22 protein-coding genes and 1 pseudogene are annotated in these 22,738 nt (G+C 63.5%); 8 read left to right on the top strand and 15 right to left on the bottom strand.

Annotation, left to right across the window (positions count from 1 at the left end; genetic code table 11):
* Positions 1–97 precede the first annotated feature (97 nt).
* From EH209_RS01380 to EH209_RS01365, 4 genes and pseudogenes are all read right to left on the bottom strand, one after another.
* Positions 98–468: pseudogene (locus tag EH209_RS01380) on the bottom strand (gamma-glutamyltransferase); the annotation flags it as partial.
* A gap of 27 nt (positions 469–495) precedes the next feature.
* Complete coding sequence (locus EH209_RS01375) at positions 496–825, bottom strand: cupin domain-containing protein (protein ID WP_126661209.1); 330 nt, start codon at positions 823–825, stop codon at positions 496–498.
* A gap of 78 nt (positions 826–903) precedes the next feature.
* Complete coding sequence (locus EH209_RS01370; protein ID WP_126661208.1) at positions 904–2,019, bottom strand: DNA-methyltransferase; 1,116 nt, start codon at positions 2,017–2,019, stop codon at positions 904–906.
* Between the two features lie 100 nt (positions 2,020–2,119).
* Entirely contained in the window at positions 2,120–2,692 is a 573-nt protein-coding gene (locus EH209_RS01365; RefSeq protein WP_126661207.1) for a hypothetical protein, read from the bottom strand.
* 455 nt (positions 2,693–3,147) lie between these two features.
* On the opposite strand from EH209_RS01365, the gene EH209_RS01360 reads away from it, so the two are divergent.
* Positions 3,148–3,798 (top strand): hypothetical protein, encoded by a 651-nt coding sequence (locus EH209_RS01360; RefSeq protein WP_126661206.1) that lies wholly within the window; start codon positions 3,148–3,150, stop codon positions 3,796–3,798.
* On the opposite strand, the gene EH209_RS01355 is transcribed toward EH209_RS01360, so the two are convergent.
* Both EH209_RS01355 and EH209_RS01350 read right to left on the bottom strand, forming a co-directional pair.
* A complete protein-coding gene (locus EH209_RS01355) occupies positions 3,799–4,386 on the bottom strand; it encodes an NADPH-dependent FMN reductase (protein WP_126661205.1) in 588 nt (195 codons plus the stop codon).
* A 146-nt stretch (positions 4,387–4,532) separates the two neighbouring features.
* A complete protein-coding gene (locus EH209_RS01350) occupies positions 4,533–5,492 on the bottom strand; it encodes an A/G-specific adenine glycosylase (protein ID WP_126661204.1) in 960 nt (319 codons plus the stop codon).
* Between the two features lie 431 nt (positions 5,493–5,923).
* Between EH209_RS01350 and EH209_RS01345 the strand changes: the two genes are divergently transcribed.
* Positions 5,924–6,247, top strand: a complete 324-nt coding sequence (locus tag EH209_RS01345; protein ID WP_126661203.1) for a hypothetical protein — start codon at positions 5,924–5,926, stop codon at positions 6,245–6,247.
* Between the two features lie 72 nt (positions 6,248–6,319).
* On the opposite strand, the gene EH209_RS01340 is transcribed toward EH209_RS01345, so the two are convergent.
* The 4 genes from EH209_RS01340 to EH209_RS01325 all read right to left on the bottom strand — a co-directional run bounded on the left by EH209_RS01340 (position 6,320) and on the right by EH209_RS01325 (position 12,905).
* Positions 6,320–6,784: a response regulator gene (locus tag EH209_RS01340; RefSeq protein ID WP_126661202.1), complete on the bottom strand. Its 465-nt coding sequence runs from the start codon at positions 6,782–6,784 to the stop codon at positions 6,320–6,322.
* Positions 6,785–7,028: 244 nt separating this feature from the next.
* Positions 7,029–8,933 carry a DHH family phosphoesterase gene (locus EH209_RS01335; RefSeq protein ID WP_126661201.1) on the bottom strand — a complete coding sequence of 635 codons (1,905 nt, stop codon included), beginning with the start codon at positions 8,931–8,933 and terminating at the stop codon, positions 7,029–7,031.
* A gap of 123 nt (positions 8,934–9,056) precedes the next feature.
* Positions 9,057–9,998, bottom strand: a complete 942-nt coding sequence (locus tag EH209_RS01330) for a cation diffusion facilitator family transporter (protein WP_126661200.1) — start codon at positions 9,996–9,998, stop codon at positions 9,057–9,059.
* Positions 9,999–10,652: 654 nt separating this feature from the next.
* Positions 10,653–12,905 carry an NADP-dependent malic enzyme gene (locus tag EH209_RS01325; RefSeq protein WP_126661199.1) on the bottom strand — a complete coding sequence of 751 codons (2,253 nt, stop codon included), beginning with the start codon at positions 12,903–12,905 and terminating at the stop codon, positions 10,653–10,655.
* 206 nt (positions 12,906–13,111) lie between these two features.
* Between EH209_RS01325 and EH209_RS01320 the strand changes: the two genes are divergently transcribed.
* Positions 13,112–13,606, top strand: a complete 495-nt coding sequence (locus EH209_RS01320) for a Mov34/MPN/PAD-1 family protein (protein ID WP_126661198.1) — start codon at positions 13,112–13,114, stop codon at positions 13,604–13,606.
* A 111-nt stretch (positions 13,607–13,717) separates the two neighbouring features.
* Positions 13,718–14,149: an adenylyltransferase/cytidyltransferase family protein gene (locus EH209_RS01315; RefSeq protein WP_126661197.1), complete on the top strand. Its 432-nt coding sequence runs from the start codon at positions 13,718–13,720 to the stop codon at positions 14,147–14,149.
* A gap of 23 nt (positions 14,150–14,172) precedes the next feature.
* Here the strand turns inward: EH209_RS01315 and EH209_RS23820 are convergent, their stop codons facing one another.
* Positions 14,173–14,328 carry a hypothetical protein gene (locus EH209_RS23820; RefSeq protein ID WP_164721980.1) on the bottom strand — a complete coding sequence of 52 codons (156 nt, stop codon included), beginning with the start codon at positions 14,326–14,328 and terminating at the stop codon, positions 14,173–14,175.
* 294 nt (positions 14,329–14,622) lie between these two features.
* Between EH209_RS23820 and ilvD the strand changes: the two genes are divergently transcribed.
* From ilvD to EH209_RS01300, 3 genes are all read left to right on the top strand, one after another.
* Entirely contained in the window at positions 14,623–16,413 is a 1,791-nt protein-coding gene (gene ilvD / locus EH209_RS01310) for a dihydroxy-acid dehydratase (protein WP_126661196.1), read from the top strand.
* A 437-nt stretch (positions 16,414–16,850) separates the two neighbouring features.
* Complete coding sequence (locus EH209_RS01305; protein WP_126661195.1) at positions 16,851–17,237, top strand: hypothetical protein; 387 nt, start codon at positions 16,851–16,853, stop codon at positions 17,235–17,237.
* A 6-nt stretch (positions 17,238–17,243) separates the two neighbouring features.
* Positions 17,244–17,450, top strand: coding sequence for a helix-turn-helix transcriptional regulator (locus EH209_RS01300; protein ID WP_126661194.1), 207 nt, complete (start codon positions 17,244–17,246; stop codon positions 17,448–17,450).
* A gap of 43 nt (positions 17,451–17,493) precedes the next feature.
* Here the strand turns inward: EH209_RS01300 and mobA are convergent, their stop codons facing one another.
* From mobA to EH209_RS01285, 3 genes are all read right to left on the bottom strand, one after another.
* Positions 17,494–18,120, bottom strand: coding sequence for a molybdenum cofactor guanylyltransferase (mobA, locus tag EH209_RS01295; protein WP_126661193.1), 627 nt, complete (start codon positions 18,118–18,120; stop codon positions 17,494–17,496).
* Between the two features lie 85 nt (positions 18,121–18,205).
* The gene (gene yqeC / locus EH209_RS01290) at positions 18,206–19,000 is read right to left on the bottom strand and encodes a selenium cofactor biosynthesis protein YqeC (RefSeq protein ID WP_126661192.1); all 795 of its coding nucleotides are present in this window, start codon (positions 18,998–19,000) and stop codon (positions 18,206–18,208) included.
* Between the two features lie 47 nt (positions 19,001–19,047).
* Positions 19,048–19,752, bottom strand: coding sequence for a glycosyltransferase (locus EH209_RS01285; protein ID WP_126661191.1), 705 nt, complete (start codon positions 19,750–19,752; stop codon positions 19,048–19,050).
* A 1,107-nt stretch (positions 19,753–20,859) separates the two neighbouring features.
* On the opposite strand from EH209_RS01285, the gene EH209_RS01275 reads away from it, so the two are divergent.
* The gene (locus tag EH209_RS01275) at positions 20,860–21,189 is read left to right on the top strand and encodes a hypothetical protein (protein WP_126661189.1); all 330 of its coding nucleotides are present in this window, start codon (positions 20,860–20,862) and stop codon (positions 21,187–21,189) included.
* Between the two features lie 93 nt (positions 21,190–21,282).
* Here EH209_RS01275 and EH209_RS01270 read toward each other — a convergent pair whose 3' ends face one another.
* Positions 21,283–22,521, bottom strand: a complete 1,239-nt coding sequence (locus EH209_RS01270) for a cation:proton antiporter (RefSeq protein ID WP_126661188.1) — start codon at positions 22,519–22,521, stop codon at positions 21,283–21,285.
* Positions 22,522–22,738: the final 217 nt, after the last annotated feature.

Genomic DNA, 22,738 nt, shown 5'->3' with positions numbered 1-22,738 from the left:
TATCGATGGGAGGGGCGCGGATAAAAACCTCGTGGGGCGGACAGGTTCGGCCGGGGCGGCTGCAACGGTGGGACGAACGCGATCCAAATCAGTAGCCGATCGCGACGCCGTCCTTCCGCGGCTCGGTCGCGCCCGCGAGCGTCTCGTCGTCGGTCTCCTCGAGCGCGGCCTGCACGGTCTCAATCGTCGCGTCGGCCGGCGCCGGACCACAGGAACGCAGCGCGCCGACTTCGCCGTCGGCGATCCGGTAGTGCGCGAAGACGTCGCCGCCGAGCCCGGTCGCGGTCGGTTCGACGACTTGAGCGCGGCCGCCGTCGCGACGGCGGCATCGAAGGCGTTCCCGCCGTCTCGGAGGATCGAGAGCCCCGCCTCCGCGGCCAGCGGCTGACTCGTCGCGACCATCCCCCGGTTGGCGTAGACGGTCGACCGCCGCGAGTCGAACCGATCGAGAACGATAGCGTCGGTCAGACGCCACCTACGGACGCCGCCGCCAAATTACGAGGGGAGCGGACAGAGGCTGGCCGTGAAGACGACGCGCTCGTCGGTCTCGTTTCGCGCGCCGTGGACGGCGCCGCGCTCGTGGTGGACGACGCCCGGCGCGTCGACCGTCTCGCTCTCGCCGTCCTGCACGACCGTGACCGCCCCCTCGAGGACGTGGAAGACGTTCGTACTCTCCGGATGGTCGTGAGCCTCGAGTTCGGCGTCCGGGCCGAGCGCGAACGCCTTGACGAGCACGTCGTCGCTGACGATCAGTTCCGCCGTTTCGACCTCGCCGTCGGCCGGCTCGAGCGCGTCGACCGCATCGGGGTATTCGTCGAGCGTCATACCCGGCGGTTCGACGTAGCGTCCCAAATGTCCATCGACGCGGTAAAACTAACCAGATAGACGAGCCTGCCGAGGCTGTCACTCGAGAGTCAGCGGTACGTGTTCGGCGCGGTACCCGTGTACAGCGTTCGCGTCTGCAGCGGCCTCGTCGGTGGACCCATCGTCCGTTCCCTCGTCGGCATCCTCGAGCGTGCCGACGGCCGCGACCTCCCGAAGCTGGAGGTTCCGTTCCATCTTCGTGACGACCGGCGTCTCGTAGTTCGCGGCCCGGTACTCGAAGGACTTCTCCTCCTCGCGGCGGCGAGCGACGAACTCCCGGTGGCGCTCGAGTCGCCGTCGCCCGACCGACCGCGAGAGCGCCGGCACGTCGTCGAGGCGGTCGTCGAACACCTCGAGGAACGACGACTCGAGTTCCGAGCCGACGGAGTTGCGACCGGCACACATCGCCGCAAGCGTGGTCGTGCCGGTCCCCCAGAAGGGATCGAGCACGGTGTCGCCGTAGGCAGAGTACATGCAGATCAGCCGGTAGGGGATCTCGAGGGGGTAGGCCGCCGACCGGTTGCGGAGGTCGTCGTGATCGTCCGAAAGCGCCTGCAGTTCGCCGCGAACGTCGGTCCAGACGTCGGTGAACCAGCGGTTGCGCTCCTCCCAGAAGTAGGCGGCCTCGTAGCGCCGGTCGGCGCCAGGTTCGAACGACCGGCTCTCGCCGCCCTTGCGGAAGACCAGCACGTACTCGTGTTCGAGGGTCACGTAGGCGTTGGGCGGGATCATCCCGCTGCCCATGAACTTCGCGGCGCTGTTGGCCGGCTTGCGCCAGAGGATGTCCGGCAGCGGATCGAACCCCCGCGACTCGAAGGCCTCGAGGACCCGCGCGTGGTTGGCGTAGACTCGGAAGCTGTCGTCGACCGACCGGGTCGCGTCGCCGACGTTGATACAGGCGATGCCGCCGTCGACCAGCACGCGCTCGAGTTCGTCCCAGACGCGGTCGAGCTGGGCGTGCATCGCGTCGAAGGCCGCGCGGCCGTCGCCGGCCTCGAGCGCGTCGCCGACGGCCGGATCGAGGCGGGTAAAGAGGTCGTCCCACATCTCGATCATGGGGTACGGCGGAGAGGTGACGACGAGCTCGACGGAGTCGTCGTCGATCGCGGCGAGATCCCGGGAATCACCGACGAAGACGCGGTGGGTCGTCTCCATTGCCTTGACGTGTCGGCGTCGACCCCTTAGCTTCTTCGTCAGACGGTGCCGCTGATCGAAAATCGAGCGCGTCGGTCAGCGCCGGGAATAATCAGCCGGCTTATTCTTCTTCCTCGTCTGCGTCCTCGGACTCCGCCTCGGCCTCGACCGGCTCCTCCTCTTCCTCGTCGTCACTGCCTCCGATATCGTCGCCCGTCGCGGGTTCGAACTCTTCGATCGGCTCCCACTCCTCTTCCTCACCCCCCGAAAGGCGGCGGCGAAGCACGGCGACGGCGGCGATCGCGCCGACGGTGATCAGGAGTTGCACCAGCCGGCTCGAGCCGCCCTCCGACTCGGTTTCGTCCTCCATTTCGGGTGTCATCTCGGTGATCGACTCCTCCTCGTCGCCGCCCGCTTCCATGACTTCCTCGATGATCTCCGGTTCCTCGATGTCCTCGAGGGACGTCTCCTCGAGTTCGGGAGTCTGTCGGCCCGCGAGGAAGCCAAGTGCCGCGCCGGCGCCGAAGAGGGCACCCGCCAGCGGCAGACCGGAACCGCCTCCGGAGTCCGCTCCGCCGGCCTCGTCGACGGCTTCGACGATCGAGTCGCGCAGCGGGGACTTCATGCCTAGCCCGACGGCTTCCTTGACGATAGTCTCAGACAACATCTTCTCCTGTTGCTCGCTTTCGGCCATAATCGCTCCCGACCACATCCCCGTAAATAGTTCTGTCCACAGTTTCCAGTGAACGAATCGGTTCCTGACCAGTTATGGTGCGGCTACCGACCGACGAACGTCGTCGTAACTGCTACCTACGTTCGGGCCCCGCGACTCGAGCGTCGGAGCGTTCGTCGACCGCGATCGATACCGCGTTTTCGACCGACGGCGTAGCGGTCTCGAACCCGATGGTTCGTCGGGTGGCTTCGGTTCCGGAACGCTATTGCCGCCCCTTCCAGCCCGTACCTGTTTGCCGATCATCCCGTATCCGCCTTGGTGTCGGTTCGTTCGCGGACTCGTTCGCGAAACCGGTTCGAGAAACGGACTATTAGCGCCCTATATATTCGGCTCGGACGAACGCGTCGTTACGAATCCATTACTATGTGACATAATGACTCCCATAACGAAAGGCCTCGCCTGTGACGTGGGCGGGTATGAGCGTCATCCGACAGCCCGGCGTCCTCGGTCGAACGACCCGACGCCGCGTCGTCGGGGTGACCGCGGCGTTTTCGACGGCCGCCGTCGAAGCGGTGGCCGTCGGGCTCTGGTTCGCGCTCGTGGTCGGATCACCGAGCGCGTCGACCGCACTCGCCGCGCTCGGAATCCTGTTCTGCGGCTCACTGCTCCGGGCGAGCGTGTTCGGGGCGACCGTCAGCGATATCGGCGACGTCCTCTGTCCCCAGCGGCTCGGCGTCGCCCTCCTGTTGACCGGGAGCTGGATCGTCTGGCTGCTCGCGGCCCAGCAGATCGGCGGCGTCGGGGGGATCGCCGTCGCGACCGTCTTACACGCCAGCCTCCTCATCGGGCAGTTCGTCCTCGAGCGACGCGCCTTCTGCTTTCAGTCCTCGTCCCTGACGACGCGCGCACCGATCGTGCCCGGCCTGTTGCTGGCCGTCGGCGCGGCGGCGCTGCTGGCGTCGGCCTGGTTTACCGACTGGGCGGTCGCCACGCCCCCGCTGTCGCTCGAGGCGACGACGATCGTTCTCCGGGTCGACGCGGTACAGGTTGGCGTCGTCGTCTTCGGCCTCATGGCCTTCCTCGCCCACCAGCGGCGGTTCGAACGGCTCCTCGAGCCCTGCCCCTGATCACTTCCCCTCGGCGCCGACGTTCTGGTCGCTCTGGAACGAGTCCGGATCCGGCTCGATCGTGGCGTACTGGACCGCGCGCCGACCGAGCGTCGCGACGCGCTCCTCGAGTTTCTCGTCGGCGAACGCACCGTCCTCGATCGCCGAGTGGGAGTTCGGGACGGCCGCCTCGTGGGGAATCACCCACGCGTTCAGTGCCCGACAGACCGACCGCATGTGCTCGAGGGCGGTGACAGGGAAGGCGCCGCCGGAAACCGCCAACAGTCCGACGGTCTTGCCCTGAAACTCGTCGAACCCGCAGTAGTCGAGGGCCGTCTTCAGCGGCGAGGAGTAGGAGCCGTGGTACATCGGCGAGCCGAGAACGATCGCGTCCGCCTCGCGGAGGCGGGTCGCCAGTTCCTCGGCGTCCCCCGCGTCCTCTCGATCTCGATCCGCGTCGAACGTCGGCAACTCGAACTCGCGCAAGTCGAGCAGTTCGGTCGTCGCGCCTCCGCGCTCGGCGGCCTCGAGAACGCGCTTGAGGGCGGCGCGGGTCGTACTCGCCTCGCGGAGACTGCCACAGACTGCGGTGACGTGAACGTCGGACATGGCCGAATCGTGGGCTTCGAGCGCCATATATGCGTCCCAACTGGAGGGGAATCGCCCTGCCCGCCCCCGAACGGAATCCTCCGTTCGGTCGGTGCCGCCGGGTCACGGCCGGGCGGTTCCTTGAGAATCTCGCGTTCCGTCGCTCGCTATCGTCGGAGCCGCGCTACGAGTCCGCCGTCCGCAGACTCCTCGAGGTCGACTAACCCATCGGACTCGAGGTCGGTCAGCAGCCCCGTGAGCCACTCGCGTCCGTACTCGCCGTCGGGAACGTAATCGACGCGGATGCGGTGACCCAGGGTGTCCAACTCGAGTTCGTCGTACTCCCGCAGGGTTCCGATCACCCGTCCGCGGAACTGGCGGCGACTCCCCTCGAAGCTCGGCTGTGTCGGGACGTCAGGCGCGGTGAAGTCGCCGCTGGCGTAGGCGTCACACCACTCGCGCCAGGGGCAGCCGACCTCGTCGCACTTCGGCGTCTGGGTGCAGGCGACGCCGCCGAGTTCCATGATCGCGTTGTTCCAGACCCGCGACTCGCCGTCGGGCATGAGTTCGCTCGCGGCCGTCTCGAACGCGGCGTCGTCGTCCGGGACGGAGAACGCGCGGTAGGCGACACGCTTGACGTTCGTGTCGACGACCGCGTCGCCGTTGTTGAAGGCGAAACTCGCCACGGCGTTGGCGGTGTAGGGGCCGACGCCCATCAGTTCCTGCAGTTCGTCGGGCGTTTCGGGGAAGTCGCCGCCGTACTCCGACTCCACTTGCCCGGCCGCCTCGTGGAGGTACTTCGCCCGGTTGTTGTAGCCGAGGCTATGATCCGTCCAGAAGCCGACGACGTCCGCTCGATCCGCGGCGGCGAGGTCGGCCGTCGTCGGCCAGCGCTTGAGGAACTCCTCCCAGGCCTCGACGACGCGGTCTAGTTGGGTCTGCTGGCTCATCACCTCGCTGACGAGGATCTCGTAGGGATCGTCGGTCCGCCGCCACGGGAACTCGCGGTGGTCGTCCTCGTACCACGCGATCAGGGCCTCGCGGACGGCCTCGAGGTCGTCGGGGAGCGACCAGTCCCCGTCGCCCGCACCCGAACCGGCGTCGGCATCGTCGTCGCTCTCACTCATCGGTCGATCTAGCGACCCGCCGGTCTTACTGGTGGCGGTTCGGGATCGATTCCAGTGGCAATTCGATCGCCGATCCGTCTCGCTTCGGCCGACTATTCCACGTGCAGTGGCGCGCTGACGGCGCGCCTGAGCACTGCGAAGGTGCGCCGGTGACTGTGTGCGAGGTCTTCGCGAGTGTCACGAGCGAACGGCTTGGAAGACGCTGTGCGTCTTCCAGTAGATGAGGAGCGACTATGGGGAGCGAACGAATCAGCTGGAGAAGATCGTGGGAATTCCCGGTGCCACGATAGCAGCGAGTTCGCCGCTCATCTCTCCGATGGACCGACTCGAGTGACGCAGTCCACTACCGAACGCACTGCTACGGATTCAACCGCTTCGGCTGGCGAGTCGACCACGAAAGCCCTATCCCGTCGGCTCGAGTCCCCTCCCGTATGAGCCTCGACGATCTTAACGACGACGTGACGGACGCCTACAGCGCGCTGGACGAGGACCTCACCGTCTCGCTGGACCGGGAGACGCACAACGAACTCGCCCTGCTCGAGACCGCCCTCGAGCCCGAGGAGACGGACGAACTCGTCCGGCGGGCGATTCACATGCTCTTCCAGTCGACGATCGATACTGGAAAGCTGGACTTCCAGCTGCGAACGGCCTACGACGTCACCTACGACGAGTACCTCTCGGGGATGACCTTTGAGGAGATGACCGGCGCGGATCAGTATCCAACGATGGACGACGAGCGGCGCTATCAATTCTAACTTCCAATTGAATCCCGCAGCTGACGCGGTACGCTGCGATTCGAAAGTAGTCGCTCCGCGGAACCGACTCCCTCAGAGCCGATCGATCCGGTTGGGGAGCCGCGCGGTCGCGATCCAGAACTCGGCGACTCGCGCCATCGTCTCGGCGAGCGCCGCGGGTTCGGACGGCGTCGGCAGGACGGCGTTAGCGCCCCGATTGTAGGCATCAGTGACGACGTCATCCTCTGGCTCGTCGACGGTCACGACGACCGGAATTCGGGCGAGCGTCGTTTGCTCGGCCATCCGCTCGAGCACCGCGAGTCCGTCCGGACCCGGGGCCGGAAGCCCCAGGCGGAGCACGACGAGACAGGGAGCCGGCGCGTCGGCATAGTCGTCGCGCCCCTCGAGAAACGCCAGCGCCTCGTCACCGTCCGAGACCACGTGCATGGTCGTCGCCCCCGTGTCCGAAAACCCGTCTCTCGTGTGGCGAGCGCGCTCCTCGGACGGTTCGACGAGTAACACGTCGGCCGGTTCCGCTGATTCGCTTCGATCGATCATCGAATCCGGTCACCTCGGTCCCATCGCCCGTCTCGGGGCTCGCTCTCGACCGTCGGCGAGACCGGGCGCTCGAGAGCAGTATCTCGTCCCCGGTTGTGACTGTCAGTCACCCGGTGTACGTCGATTCGTGTCGGGAGAGTTATGATACAGTTCATCGATGGCCGCTGCTCGGAACCGCGTCCGTCTCGGTTCGAGTCCGGTCGACGCCCGCTGGCGACAGTCGGACTCGAGTCGCGAGTCACCGTTAGTCGTCGATCGGCGCCGCGCTCGAGAGCGCTTCGTCGATCTCCGCGTCCTCCATCTTCTCGACTAAGGCGTCGATGACGTCCTCGCGTTTGCCCTTCACGAACTTGATCGAGCCGACGACGAGGTGGCCGCCGCCGGAGACGCCGCCGCCGGGAACCTCCTCCTCGAGTTCCGAGACCATGTTCGGAATGTCCAGCCGCACACCGTCGCTCCGGAGGACGGCGAAGTCTGGCCCGTAACCGACCGTGATCACGGGGTCGCCGGTCTCTTCGATCTTCCGGTCGTGGATTTCGCCCGTGGTCTTGCCCGGCGCGGGGTAGGTAAAGCGGTGGGCGTAGTTCTCGACGTCGATCCGGTAGAGGTGGGCGCCGTTGTCCAGGTCCTCGTGCTCGAGATGGGGCATCGCTGCGTCGAGTTGCTCGTCGACCTCCTCGCGGGCCCGGTCAGCGAAGAAGGAGACGAGTTCGCGGTGGCGGTCCTCGTCGGCCGAATCGATCTGGAGCAGGTCCTGGATCAGCTGGTCGCCGGAGTTGTAGCGCAGCCAGAAGGCGGCGTAATCCAGCGCTTCACTGAGATCCTGAAGTCGATCCTCGTCGTAGCCCTCCTCGGAAGCGAGCTCGAGATAGTCGTCCATCGCGTCGGCCTTCGAGCGGTCCGAGAGGCCCGCGACGGCGGGGACGTGTTGGAGTTCGTCGCCGAGGTCGGGGTAGATCATCCGCGCGAGTTCGACGCAGCACATCCCCGTCGTGATCCGGTAGTCCTCGTCGTGGAGGTAGGGGTTCACGTGGGCGTCGAGCAGGTCCTCGACGGCGTCGGGATCGGGGTGGTGGTGGTCGACGACCGCGATCGGGATGTCGTAGTGGGCCAGCGTCTCGTAGGCCGGAACGTCCTCGGCCGTCGAGCCGTTGTCCAGCATAAGAAGCAGGGGGAGCTGCTGGCCGTGTTTCTCGCGGTCCTCGAGGGCGAAGTTCAAGTCCCGCGTTGCGTCTTCCATCTCGTAGAACGGCGCCTTGGCGGGCAGGCGCTTGATGAGGTGGCGCGGGGCGTTCTCGTCCTCGTGGACGTCCGCGATGAATCGCTCGAGAGCGATCTGGACGGGGACGGCAGCGCACATGCCGTCGCCGTCGGCGTGGTGGCGGACGCGGATGGGCCGTCCCTCGAGGACGGTCCGGCGAAGCAACTTCGCGACCTCCCGCAGGTTCGGCCGCAGCTTCTCGAAGGCGGGCCAGTCGATCAGCGGCTCGACGTCGTGGGGTTCGGCGCGCTCTTCGAGGGCGTCCTCGAGGCGGTCGCTGGCCTCGTCGGCGTCCTCGTCCTCGAGTTTCGAGAGGCCGTCGACCTCGATCTGGATCGAGCCCTCGCGACGCTCGGGCGTGCCGGTTACGCGGACGACGTCGCCGACCTCGGTGGCGGGGTAGGCGCGGACGCCGGCCTCCTCGAAGGCGGCGCAGGGGACGACGCCGTACTCGTCGGCGACGTGGAAGATCGTCGGGCCGGCGGTCTGTTTGACCTGGACGACCTTCCCCTCGAGGTGGATCTGGTCGCCGATGTTCGCCTTGAGCCGGTCGGTGCCGGTCAGGGCGTAGTCGTGGGCAATGTTCTCGAGGGTGTACTCCGCGATGTCGACCGGCTCGAAGGCCATGTCGCCATTGTCGCGGACGCTCTCGAGTTCGACGACGAGCTCGTCGCCAACGGCGAAGGTGCCCTCGAGGACCGATTCGTGGACGAGCCCGGAGACGGACTCGGAGAGATCGACGAAGACGCCGTAATCGACGATACCGTTAATTTCGGCGAGATACGGTCGGTTTCGCTCTACATCCTCTGCCGTACACTCGGCAGCGAGATCGTAGACGACGGAATCCCCGTCATCTGCGCCGGGTTCCCCGGCGGACTCACGTGTCATCTTGAACCGTAGTTTGAGCCGGTCGCGTATAACCCTTGTCAAGAAGCGATACGCCGGCTCGAGAACATCTCCGCCGAATCATCGCTCGCCGAGACGTATCGACTATCGGACCGGAAGCCGGAGTCAGTGACCGTGCGTGTCGAGATGGACGATCTGATCGCTGGCTGCGGGACAGAGTTCGACGGTCGCGTGGTCGACCTCGTACCGTTCGAGTTGGTCGTGGACGCGCCGCGTCACCGCCTCGGCCTCCGCGAGCGTCTCGACGTTGGTCTCGAGGTGTGCGGTGGCGACGGTGAGCTGGCTGCAGACCTGCCAGGCGTGAAAATCCGCGACACGCTCGACTCCGTCGATACCCACGAGGGCCGTCCTGACAGCCTCGCCGTCGAGGGGCATCCGGTGGAAGAAGATCGCTCCGCTGCCGCGCAGCACCGTCACCGCCGACCACGTGATGACGACGGCGATGAGCGCCGCGATGACGGGGTCGATGACGTGGACGCCGGTCACCTCGATGACGGCCGTGGAGACGATGACGGCGACCGAGCCCCCGGCATCGCCGAGGAGGTGGTAGAACGCCCCCCGCTCGTTGAGGCTCATCTCGCCGCCGTGCAGGACGTAGACCGACCCGATGTTGACCAGCAGCCCGCCCGTCGCGATGGCGAGCGTCGGTCCGGTCCCAATCGCGACGGGCTGGAGGAATCGCTGATAGGACTCCCAGAGGATGAATCCGACCATCGGCAACAGTAGAAGGCCGTTGAGGAACGCGGCGAACGGCTCGAGGCGGTGGAGGCCGTACGACCACCGATCGCCGCCGTCGTGGCGGGCGGCGACGTAGGCGGCGGCGAACGCCATCACATAGGCGAGCGCGTCGAACAGCATGTGGAACGCGTCGCTGAGCAGGGCGACCGACCCGAACAACAGGCCGCCCGCGAGCTCGGCGAGGAATCCGAGGAGATTGATGGCGGAGACCGCGGCCAGTTTCCGACTGCTCGCCGAGGACGTGTCGTGGCCGTGGTCGTGCGAGCCGTCCGAGTGGTCGTGCCCGTGGACCGACTCGTGATCGGTCATTGTGTTCCGGCCTTGAGACGCTCTTCTTATTAAACCAGCTGCTATATACTGCGGTTTATTACACAGGACTTACTAGCTATATCCGGATCAGTTAGTAACAGTAAGTCGTTGCACAGGTTCGGTATTTAGATGGCCATGAAGATCTCGGTCAGTGCCAGACCGCTGGCAAACGCTTACCGAACGCAACGATACGTTAGTACATCGTGTGATTCTATCGAGTGTGATGTTACCAATAGTGTTTAGATGGAGTTCCGCTTAGAGACATTACAACCGAGTTCTTGGTACTGGGTATTTGGCAGGGAGACCGATAGTAGCGGGCCCAACGGTCGATATTCATCGCGAACCGAGGACGGATAGTGACCGCCCATACCACTGGACCGTCAGTATGTTCCTGTTCTCCATTCTCGTTCCGATACTCGGGTTGATCGCACTTTGTATACGGTATACCGGCGTTGCGGGGCGCAGTTGCTACCACAGGTTCGCATACCGAAGATACCTGTTACGGAGAAACGGAATCACGATACTGGACGGGCGGAACGCGGCCGGGACGACGCTGACGATTGATCCGTCAGACGCGATGCGAACGGATGGTCCGCCGGAGTACGAATCGACGCGGTGGGACCGGAGATCAGCGCCGGAGTCGGGTCGGTTCCGCTACTCGCCTTGCGCGTCGACGGTCGCGACGGCCGCGAGGTTCACGATGTCGCTGACCTCGTCGTCCCGCTGGAGGACGTGAACCGGGCGGTCCATGCCGACCAGCATCGGCCCGATCGCCTCGGCGCCGCCCAGCCGCTGGAGCAACTTGTAGCAGACGTTGCCCGCCTCGAGGTTGGGGAGGACGAGCACGTTCGCAGGTTCGTCGAGGTCGGCGAACTCGTAGTTGTCCTCGAGCAGTTCCTCGACGACGGCGGTGTCGGCCTGCATCTCGCCGTCGACGGGGAAGTCGACGTCGGGATCCGCCCGGAGCCGCTGTGCCGCCCGGCGGGGTTTGCGCGTTCCCTGGTTGTCGACGCTGCCGAAGTCCGAGTACGACAGGAGGGCGGCCCGCGGCTCGACGTTGAACCGCCGCGCGAGGTCGGCCGTGTGGCGTGTGATCTCTGCTAACACGTCCTCGTCGGGGTCCTGGTTGACCGTCGCGTCGGCGAGGAAGACAACGCGGTTCTTGAACGTCAGCATGTAGACGCCCGCGGCGTAGTCGGTGTCGGGCGCCGTGCCGACCACCTGCAGTGGCGGACGCAGCGCCGAGGGATAGTGGTTCGTGAGCCCGGTGAGCATTGCGTCGGCGTCGCCCTGGTCGACCATCACCGACGCGAAGTAGTCGCTGTCCCGGATCCGCTCTCGCGCCTCGGTCCTCGTCACGCCCTTGCGCCGGCGGCGCTCGTAGAGCGCCTCGGCGTATTCCTCGTAGTCGCCAGTCGACGGGTCGACGATCTCAGGGTCGAGCTCGAGGTTGAGATCGGCGACGGTGGCCCGGATCTCTTCGGCGTCGCCGATCAGCACCGGCCGCGCGAGGTCGCGGTCCTCGAGCTGGGCCGCCGCCCGGATGATCTTCTCGTTGGTCCCTTCGGCCAGCGCGAGCCGCTTCGGGTCGGTCTTGGCCTTGTTGAACACGGTTCGCATCATCTCGCGGGACTTGCCCAGGCGGGCCTCGAGGTCCTCGACGTAGGTCTCTAAGTCGAGGTCGGTGCGGGCGGCGCCGCTTTCGACCGCGGCGCGGGCGACGGCGGGCGCGACCTCGAAGAGCACGCGCGGATCGAGGGGTTTCGGAATGATGTACTCGGGGCCGAACTGCAGCGGCTGGTCGCCGTAGGCCTTGCGGACAGCGTCGGGGACGTCGGTCCGCGCGAGGTCGGCGATGGCCTCCGCGGCGGCGACCTTCATCTCCTCGTTGATCTCGCTGGCCCGGACGTCGAGCGCGCCCCGGAAGATGAAGGGGAACCCGAGGACGTTGTTGACCTGGTTCGGGTAGTCCGAGCGCCCAGTGGCCATGATGACCGTGTCGTCCCGGGCGTTCTTGGCCGTCTCGTAGTCGATTTCCGGGTCGGGGTTGGCCATCGCAAAGATGATTGGGTCCTCGGCCATGGACCGCACCATTTCCGGGTCGACAATCCCGCCGACGGAGAGGCCGACGAAGACGTCCGCGTCGACCATCGCGTCGGCGACGTCGCCCTGAGGAACGTCGCGGGCGAACTCGCGGCTGTAGGGATCGAGGTCGCCGCTTTCGGCCCGTTTGGTCGTCAGGATGCCGTCGATGTCGACCATCGTGATGTTCTCCTTCGGGACGCCCAGCGAGACGAAAAACCGGGCGGTCGCGATGGCCGCCGCGCCCGCGCCGGAGAAGGTAACCGAGAGCTCTTCCATATCCTTGCCGGCGATGTCGACGGCGTTGAGCAAGGCCGCACCAGAGATGATCGCGGTGCCGTGCTGGTCGTCGTGAAAGACCGGGACGTCCATTCGCTCGCGCAGTCGCTCCTCGATCGTGAAGCAGGCGGGCGCGGCAATGTCCTCGATGTTGACGCCGCCGAACGTCGGCTCCATCGCCGCGACCGATTCGACGAAGGCGTCGACGTTGTCGTGATCGAGTTCGATGTCGAAGACGTCGATGTCGGCGAAGCGCTTGAACAGCACGCCCTTCCCCTCCATGACGGGTTTCGACGCCTGAGCGCCGATGTCGCCCAGCCCGAGTACCGCCGAGCCGTTCGAGACGACACCGACGAGATTCCCTTTGGCCGTGTATTGGTAGGCGTCGTCTTCACGATCGGCGATCTCGCGACACGGCGCGGCGACCCCGGGCGAGTACGCCAGCGAGAGGTCGCGCTGGGTAGTCGTCGACTTCGTCGTGCGGATCTCGATCTTGCCGGGGGGCTCTTCGCGGTGGTACTCGAGCGAATCGTCGTCTAGTGACATAAATGCGAATACGGAGAGCCGCCGGAAAAACAGTATGCTAGTAGGGATAGATAATATATACACACCTAGTTGACGATCGACAGATATCACGGATGATCGGGACGATTACGCGGCGAAGCCGCAGCCGCCGGCCCGCCGCTCACCGCGGAGCCGTCGCCGAAACGACCATCGGAACGTTTAGCAACCGCAAGCACGCAGGTCGTGTCATGGGGCTGTTCGACGCGCTGTTTCGCTCGAGTTCGATCCTCGGCATCGCCGAGGAAACCCTCGAGTTCGCCCTCGAGTCCTCCGAAGCCGCCCATCCCGACGAGTACATGGGATTTCTCCGGGGAACCGAGGCGGAGCGACTCGGAATCGACCGGGACGGACTCGTCATCACGGATATTCTCGTGATTCCCGGCACCGAGTCGAACAGCGTCAGCGCGACCGTCAAGACGAGCCAGATCCCGAACGACGTGAAGGCCCTCGGCAGCGTTCACTCGCACCCGAACGGCGTTATCAGCCCGAGCAGCGCGGATCTGGAGACGTTCGGTCGGGGCAGCGTCCACATCATCATCGGCGCGCCGTACCGACGCTCGGACTGGCGGGCCTTCGATTCGGGGGGCGAGCCGACCCAGCTGAACGTGATCGACGTGGAACTGCCCGAAACCGAGGACTTCTTCGATTTCACGCAGGCGGATATCGACGACGAACTTCGATAGTATGATGCTCGAGACGACTCCCGGTCCGGTCCGCGGACCGACTGCGAACCCGAGACGACGAACCGATCGACCGACAACCGAGGGAGCCGCGACGGGGCTTCGGGGGGCGCAATGACGCGGACGGTCGTCGCCCAGGGGACTTTCGACATCCTCCACCCCGGACACGTCCACTACCTCGAGGAAGCTGCGGCGATGGGCGACGAACTGCTCGTCATCGTCGCCCGGAAGTCGAACGTCGACCACAAGGAGAAGCCGATCTGTCCGGCGGCGCAGCGCCGGGACGTCGTCGCCGCCCTCGAGGTCGTCGACGACGCGATCGTCGGCCACGAGGAGGATATCTTCGCGCCCATCGAGGAAATCGACCCCGACGTGATCGCGCTGGGCCACGACCAGCACCACGACGACGACGCGATCGAGGCCGAACTCGAGCGCCGCGGAATCGACTGCACCGTCGAACGCGCGAGCGCCCGCGACCCCGAACGCGAAGACGAGATCCTCTCGACGCGGCTAATCATCGATCGGATCCTTGAGCGCCGCGGCTGAGGGCCGAACTGCGGGCGCTCCCGTCAGTTTTCCAGGATAACCGGCGGGGGGAGCCGCATCGAATCGATCGTGTGGCCCGTCTCGACAAAGTGTTCGATGGCCTGCTCCGAGACCTCCGCCTCGGTCGTGCCCCCAGCGGTGCTGGCCTGCCAATCACACTTCAGACAGTACTTATACATTCGTGGCTCTGTCAGTCACTCTGTGACAGCGGCGGGAAAGGTTCGTGCAGGAAATCGAAGGGCGCGAGCGTATGCAGGGCCGAGAACACCAGTGTTCGCATTCAGCTGTTGTGTGCAAGTGAGTGAATCAGAACCGGTTTTCGGCAGTTCTGACAGCTTCGTTTACTGTTGGTATCAGTCGCAACGGTCGTCAATCGGACCGCCACCGATCGCCCGAAGGTGTTCGCTACGAGCGTGATAGTGGCCGATACCGGTATCCGAGGACTTTAAGCGCCGAGGTAGCAATCTCCCGGTATGAGCCAACAGCCCGAGCAGCGGTCGCCCGCGGAGGGCAAACCGGACGACCTGCCGAGCAACGAGGTCACGGAAGGGGTCGAACGCGCGCCCCACCGTGCAATGTTCCGCGCGATGGGGTACGACGACGAGGACTTCGACTCGCCGATGATCGGCGTCGCGAACCCGGCCGCGGACATCACGCCCTGTAACGTTCACCTAGACGACGTCGCGCAATCGGCCTACGACGCCGTCGACGAGGCCGGCGGGATGCCCATCGAGTTCGGGACCATCACCATCTCCGACGCCATCTCGATGGGGACCGAGGGGATGAAGGCCTCCCTCATCTCCCGGGAGGTCATCGCCGACTCCGTCGAACTCGTCGCTTTCGGCGAGCGCATGGACGGGCTAGTCACCATCGGCGGCTGCGACAAGAACATGCCCGGGATGATGATGGCCGCCATCCGAACTGATCTGCCCAGCGTCTTCCTCTACGGCGGCTCGATTATGCCCGGCGAACACGAGGGCCGCGAGATCACGGTCCAGAACCTCTTCGAGGGCGTCGGCGCCGTCGCCGACGGCGAGATGTCCCGGGACGAACTCGACGAGATGGAGCGCAACGCCTGCCCCGGCGCCGGCTCCTGCGGCGGGATGTTCACCGCCAACACGATGGCGTCGATCTCCGAGACCATCGGCTTCGCGCCGCTGGGGTCGTCCTCGCCGCTCGCCGAGGACGAGGATCGCTACGAGGTCGCCCGCGAGAGCGGCGAGCTCGCCGTCGAGGCCGTCGAGGAGCGACGCAAGCCCTCGGACTTCCTCACCAAGGAATCCTTCGAGAACGCCATCGCGCTTCAGGTCGCCGTCGGCGGTTCGACCAACGCCGTCCTCCACCTGCTGGCGATGGCCGCCGAGGCCGGCATCGACCTCGACATCGAGGAGTTCAACGAGATCAGTGCCCGCACGCCCAAGATCGCCGACCTCCAGCCCGGCGGCGAGCGCGTCATGAAGGACCTCCACGAGGTCGGCGGCGTCCCCGTCGTCCTCCGCGAACTGCTCGAGGCGGACCTGCTCCACGGCGACGCGCTGACCGTCACCGGCGAGACGATCGCCGAGGGACTCGAGCGCATCGATCCGCCGGCCATCGAGGACGGCGAGGCGCGCAGCGCCTCGGATAGTTCGAGCGGTGATGAGCCGCGAGAAACAGTCGACGCGGACTTCCTCAACACCGTCGACGAGCCGATCCACGAGCGCGGCGCGATCCGCATCCTGACGGGCAACCTCGCGCCCGACGGCGCCGTCATCAAGATCACCGGCGAGGACCACCTCCACCACGAGGGTCCCGTCCGGATCTTCGAGGAGGAGGAGAACGCGATGGCGTACGTCCAAGAGGGACGCGTCGAGAGCGGCGACGTCATCGGGATCCGCAACGAGGGCCCCCAGGGCGGCCCCGGCATGCGCGAGATGCTCGGCGTCACGAGCGCGGTCGCCGGCCAGGGCCACGCCGAGGACGTCGCGCTCTTTACCGACGGTCGGTTCTCCGGTGCCACCCGCGGCTTTTCCATCGGCCACGTCGCGCCGGAGGCCGCCGTCGGCGGCCCCATCGCGGCCCTCGAGGACGGCGACATGATCACCATCGACATCGATGACCACGAGCTCTCCGTAGACCTCACCGACGAGGAACTCGAACAGCGACTCGAGGAACACGACCTGCCCGAACCGAACTACACGACGGGCGTGCTGGCGAAGTACGGCCAGATGTTCGGCTCGGCGGCCAACGGCGCCGTGACGAACCCCGGCGCGAAGCAGGACTAACGAGTTGGCAGCGTCCCGCGCCGAAGGCGCGGTTTCACCGCCGCCGAACGGAGTGAGGTAGCGGCTTTTTCGCCCACGGTTTTCGACGAGGGGTGGCGAGCCTCCGAGCCTCCCGAGGAGAAACGGTGGACAGCCAGGTGTTCGGCTCGGCGGCGAACGGTGCCGTGACGAATCCCGGCGCTAAAGACGAGTAATCGAGTCGCCTGTTTCCGTCGAGAAGTACCGGATCGCCCGGGACCGTCTGTTTGCTTCGTTGATAGCGTTCGTCGTCGACCGATAGCGGAGCGTGACTCGAGCGATCTGCGACGCTGCACGGTCAGCGTCGCGATCCGCACTTCGTTCTCAGTATGCTGTCAAATACAGACGACGTTTCGAGTATCATTCCACGTCATTATGGAAACTTATTAGTCCATTTTGTCGCATATACTTTACACAAAATGTCAGCAGTGAAACGGTACGCGGCGTTCGCCGTCGGACTGTTCGGACTGATCGTCGGGATCGTCGGGGTTAGCGAGGGCAACGCGCTGCTCGCGCTGAGCGGCGGCCTCGTCGGAGCAACTGCCCTCGGCTTGTATCAACACGTGAGTGCCGATCGCGAAAACGACGAGCGACAGATGGCGATCCACTATCGCGCCGGATACGTTTCGTTCTGGGCGCTGTACTGGTTCGTCACCGTCTTCGCAATGGCCGGAATCAACTCGAGCGAGAGCGGCGGTATGAGCTACGAGCTACCGATGGGGACCTCTCAGCTCGTGCTGACGGCCTGGGTACTCGGGACCGTCTCCATGATCGCGACGAGAGTGTGGTATAAACGGCAGTTTTGAGGACCCATGGAAAATGATCTCAAGGTCTGGCGGGCGAAAGCCGACGTCACGCAGGCCGAACTCGCAGACGAGGTAGACGTCTCCCGGCAGACGATCAACGCCATCGAGCGCGGGCGGTACGATCCGAGCCTCGAGCTCGCTTTCGAACTGGCGCGGCACTTCGATTGTCGGATCGAGGATATCTTCACGTACGAGCCCGCAGACGACGATTGATCGACGGGACAGAACCGCAATCGACCCGAACGGTCGTCCGTTTTCACTCCTCGAGCAGTCGCTCGGCTTCCGCGAGCGCCTCCTGCGTGTCGATCCCCTCGAACGTCCGCTCGGAGACCCCCTCGAGGGCGTCCTCGCCGACTTCCGCGACGTCGATGCGCTCGAGCGCGGCGACGATCCGCTTGTCTTCCGAGTCGAGCGTCTCCGCGCAGGCTTCGGCCATCGCGTCGGCTCGGTAGACGGCCTGGGTCGTCTGGTACCAGCCGTCCCCGAGGCGGACGACGGCGCCGTCGCGGCCGCGGGCGCGCTCGTGGAGCGTCTCGAGCAGCGCGGGATCGACGAAGGGCATGTCGCAAGCGACGACGGCCGCGTACTCGCGGTCGACCGCTTCAAGGCCGATCTGAATGCCGGCCAGCGGTCCCCTGTCCGGGACGGGATCGGTCGCGTACCGGGGCTCAAGGTCGCTGCCCGCGAGCGCGTCTTGAATCGCCTCGAGCTGATCGTCGCGACAGTTGACCACGAGGTCGTCGGTCACGGTCGCGAGTCGGTCGACGACCCGGCGGATCATGGGCGTTCCCGCGAGGTTGGCGACGGCCTTGTCCGACTCGCCGAAGCGCGTGGAGTAGCCGCCGGCGAGGACGACGCCGCCGAGCGAGCGTTCGCTGGTCACGGACGACGATAGGACCAGCTATCCCATAAACTACGCCCTCATTCCATCGCATTTGGGACCTCGAGACGGGTCGGGATCGGCGGCGTCACTCGATGACGTCGACCAACGGCTTGTCAGCGATCATGCTCGTCAGGACGACGCGCGAGATTCGTCCGTGGGCATCCGCATCGGCGTCCGCGCTCCGCTCGAGGATCCGAGTCGCGACCTCGCGGCCGATCGCACGGTCATCGGCGTCGTCGACCATGTTGAGCACCGGCACGTACGTCGCGTCCGGCGGCACGTCCTTCAACCCGCCGTCGGGGCTGGTGAGGATCGTCGCGACGTCGTCCGGCCGAATCGGGTCGCCGAGATCGCGTCCGGTAACGGCCGCGACGCGCTCCGGCCGGTGGACGGCCCCCTCGTCGAGGGGTCGGCCGACCGCGTCGACGCTGGCGATCGCGAGCACCGTTTCGACCGTCTCCGGAAGCTGCGGCTCGCGCTCGTTCGGCGCCTTCAGCAGCCGCGTTCGCGCCCCGTCGGCCTTGACGAGAACGTGATCGACGCTCGTTGCCGCCGCGATCCGGTCGACGACGGCCGTGTCGTACCCCAGGTAGCGATCGTCTCGCTCCTGTTCCGGGACCAGGCCCAGGGGCCACTCGAGGCCGTTCGCAGCGCCGTCGGGCTCGCCAGCGGCGGTCCGCTCGAGCAGCTCGATCGGGTCCTCGGTGACTCGCACCGCGGCGACCTGCCGGTCGAAGATCGGAATGCGGACGGTCGCCGTCACGACGGTGCGCTCGAGGCGACCGGCGAGTTCGTACAGCGTCGATTTCTTGCCTCCGGCGCCGACGACGCAGGTGAGCGAGGCGTCGGCCGCGAGGGCGTCGACGAGATCCGAATCCATAGCCGTCGGTACGACGGCCGACGAGAAAGAGCCGACGGTCGGTCGCGCTACGAAAAGTGATCCCGCGTCGGCGACCGCCCTGGCAGCGCGTACTCGAGGTAGCCGACGAGGTACGCCAGCAGGAGCGGGAGATACCCCTCCCGCTCGTGGCGTCGAACCGACGTCCGGACCGGACAGTCTGAATCGTAGACGACGGATCCCGCCTCGCACAATCGTAGGGAGAGGTCGGTATCCTCGAGGAAAGAAAGCGACTCGTCGAAGCCGTCGACCGTCTCGAACGCCGACCGGCGCACGCTGCAGTTCGGCCCCGGCTGCTGGACGAATCCGACGGGCCAGCTGGCCCGGTACCACCAGTCCGAGAGGAGCCGAAAGCGGATGCGGTGAGCCAGCCCGTCGGCGAGCGGCCGGAGCGGGCCGCCGACGCCGACGACCGCCGTCGTCGCGTAGTGGCGCCAGTGGCGTCGCACCCACGTCGGCGGGACGACCGTGTCGGCGTCGGTAAAAAGCAGGACGTCGCCGGTCGCGGCCGCAGCGCCCCGGTTGCGCGCCGCGCCGGGACCGTCGCAGCGGTCGTCGGTGAGCACGCGGTCGACCGCCCCGTGTTCGCGAGCGACCCTGCAGGTCGCCGTTCCGCTGGCGACGACGATTACCTCAAGTTGCCCGTCGAACGACTGCCGGGCGAGCGACGTCAGCGTGCGCTCGAGGCGCTCCCCTTCCTCGCGGGCGGCGACGACGACCGAGGCGGTGTCCATGCGTAGCGACTGTCGACGCGATTGATATAACAGTGCTCTTTACTCGAGATCTGAAGTGAGAGTGAGTCTCCAGATTCGATAACTACGTCTGCATATTTATCGAGAATCGCGTAGGCGTAGATACACTCCACTGAAAAGGAAAATTGTTGCCACCAGCAATAGACCACCGCTCAGCACGTCTCTAAGGACTCCGGAAACTCCGGGATTTTCCACAATTCCAAAGGTGCCTTGAAATACTATCGACTGAATTACCAAAGCTAGTCCTCCAATCGATATCAATAATCGTGAATTCACCACATTCTGGTCGGCTCTCATACCTCTAAAATAGAGGGTGGGATGATATAATTTTTCAGAGTTACTCTGTTCGGTTAGCTCCCCATACTTATCATAGGACTCTTGTATGGTTAAAGAAAGAAATCCCGTTACGCTCTCCTGCTACTCCAGTTTTGCAGTATCTCGCGGGTCGAACTCGACAGATGCTTCTAATCCAGGATCGACGGCATCGTACGTTTTCAAATTCGTCGACCCGCTCACTTCGATCATATCGTGGTCCTCGAGTCTACGTAATTCGTTAAGTGTGGATGCTTATCGATCGCTGGGATTCCTACCAATCAGCGTATCTCTTCAAAGAGTCGTGCTGAATACAAAGCGCGAATGTCGCACGAGATTTGGCTTGATCTGCGAAGGAGGTGTCCCTTTTATCCCCGGCCATTCTACCTTTGAGCCCTAAGAAAACGCTGGCTTCTGGTCAGCGTTAAAGTCCCCTGGAATCGATATGTCAATCGTGATGGGGAGATGCGATGATAATATGGCAGCTTGTCCCACGCTACGACGGTCTCGGAATTCGGTGAGGGTCAGTGTGTCTCGGGTCGGACAGTCTCTAGGGAAACCGTATGATCTCTACCTCACCCTTCGCGCATTAGGATAAGATCCACCATTAACCTAATGTCCAGTTTATATAATTTTAATTTTGTAGAAATTGCATCCGTAACAGGTGTGGTATTCAATAGGAATATAACTTTATAACCGTCAATTTGGATTCTTATCAGGTGGACCCAAGCATCTTGGTTGCAGTATCTCTTTGTATTCTGAACACAAAGGTTCCGTATGAGGTTGAAAGAAGGCATAAATAAGGCAGAAATAATACTTATTGGATTATTCCTCGTGATTGTCCCAGCCGTGATACTCTGGTTCACAATTGGATTTCTAATGCTTGTAGGGGGATTGGCCCTCGGTGAACTGTCAATAGTCGAATTAATTGAGCTGTATATTATCGAGTTGATCTTATTTAGTGTTGGCTCCTACCTTCTTTTCAGGTTCCACAGGTATTTGGTCACAGAACGGCTTCCCAAGATGATCAATAAGAAGGACGAGTTGCAATCAGACAATGGAAATGCTACTGAGAAAGAGACTTCCAGCAGGAATGAGAGCGAATAACCATACCTCCATGCTTTTGTATGGTTATATTTTGGAATCAAAATAATATATTGATTTCATGTGGTATTTGGAGGTTTTGCCCCTCATTTTCACTTAATCGAATTCGAGTTCTGGATCACTCATGAGGACGAGTTCGCCTGCCTGCTCGAGCCAGTCGATTCCCCATTTCACAGTTGGCGGAACAAGCGCTGTGGTGAAAATCGCCGTGAAGACGAGAATTGAGAACAGTTCTGACTCGATAACGCCTGCTGAGAGGGCAACGGAAACAATGACGATTTCGACAGTTCCCCGCCCATTCATTCCAAGGCCGATAACAAGTCCTTCCTTTGAGGAGAGTTTCGTTGGAAGGGTGAACAGCCAGCTTCCAAGAATCTTGCTCACGAATGCAGTTATCACGATCAGTACGAGAAGTCCCAGACTTTCCATAAAAACATCAAGTGTAAGGTCGAATGCGACAGTAACGAAGAAGATCGGTGCGAACAGACCCATCGCCAAGTCGTAAATCACGTCGTACATATGGTTATAGATATCTTGTTCAAGCTGGGCCTGCCGAAGAAACAGGCCTGCAATAAATCCCCCGATTATCACATGAAGATCGACGACCGCTGCGAAAAAGGCGAAGATAAGTGCGACAACAAGTGCGACTGTGAATACAGACGTTTTGTCAACATATTCGTGCCGTTCCATCCAATCTTCTAACTGACCCCAGAGATAGGGCAAAAACCTATCGCCGAAGAGGAGTGCCGCTGTAAAATACAGAAGCGCTTCACCAGCGACCAGACCAAGACCCAGAGGAATCACATCCCCTGTTTCGACAAATCCCATGACGCCGGTAAACACGACCATCACTCCAACGTCGGACAGTAGCACACCCCCAAGGAGAACACCTGCAACCCGTGTGTCGAGGACATCTAAATCAACTAAAATTCTGGATTTTGTTGCTAGTGAAGTAGCAGCCATCGCGATACCGATGAACAGTGCTTGGTCGATCGTCACGCCGATGTTTTCTCCGACTAAATAACCAAGACCGAATGGGACAACAAAACCCCCGAACGCGACCATCAGTGATTGGGGACCAAGCTTAAACAAATCATGAATATCGACTTCCATACCAACGTAGATCATTAGCAGAAACACTCCAAACTCCGCGAAAAGTTCAAGTGTTTCACTGGGCTGCAGTATGCCTAATAACGCGGGTCCGAAAAGGATTCCCGCGAGGACTTCTCCCATGAGTGCGGGATAGCCGATACGTTCTACTAGGGTCCCAAATATCCACGCGAGCGTGATTACCAACAGAAGGTTGAGGAGATCAATCCCAGCAGCTTCGGCCATAGATAGCTGCGACTACACCTCCAGACGGTAAATGAATTGTTGATATATGGGGGAAGTACTATTATAACAACTAATTCGTTCCTTTTTCAGACATTAGAAATGCACATTCCAGCGTTTTAGCCCATATATCCGTGGAATTCGAGACGACATTTGTCTCCATAACGAATTGATGAAGGATGATGATGATACTCGCCTCAGCGGTCACTCCATACGATGC

The sequence above is a fragment of the Haloterrigena salifodinae genome (assembly GCF_003977755.1).
GTDB classification, from domain to species: Archaea; Halobacteriota; Halobacteria; order Halobacteriales; family Natrialbaceae; genus Haloterrigena; species Haloterrigena salifodinae.
The sequence above is the reverse complement of the archived record's forward strand: the minus strand, read 5'-3'. Positions and strand labels throughout refer to the sequence as shown.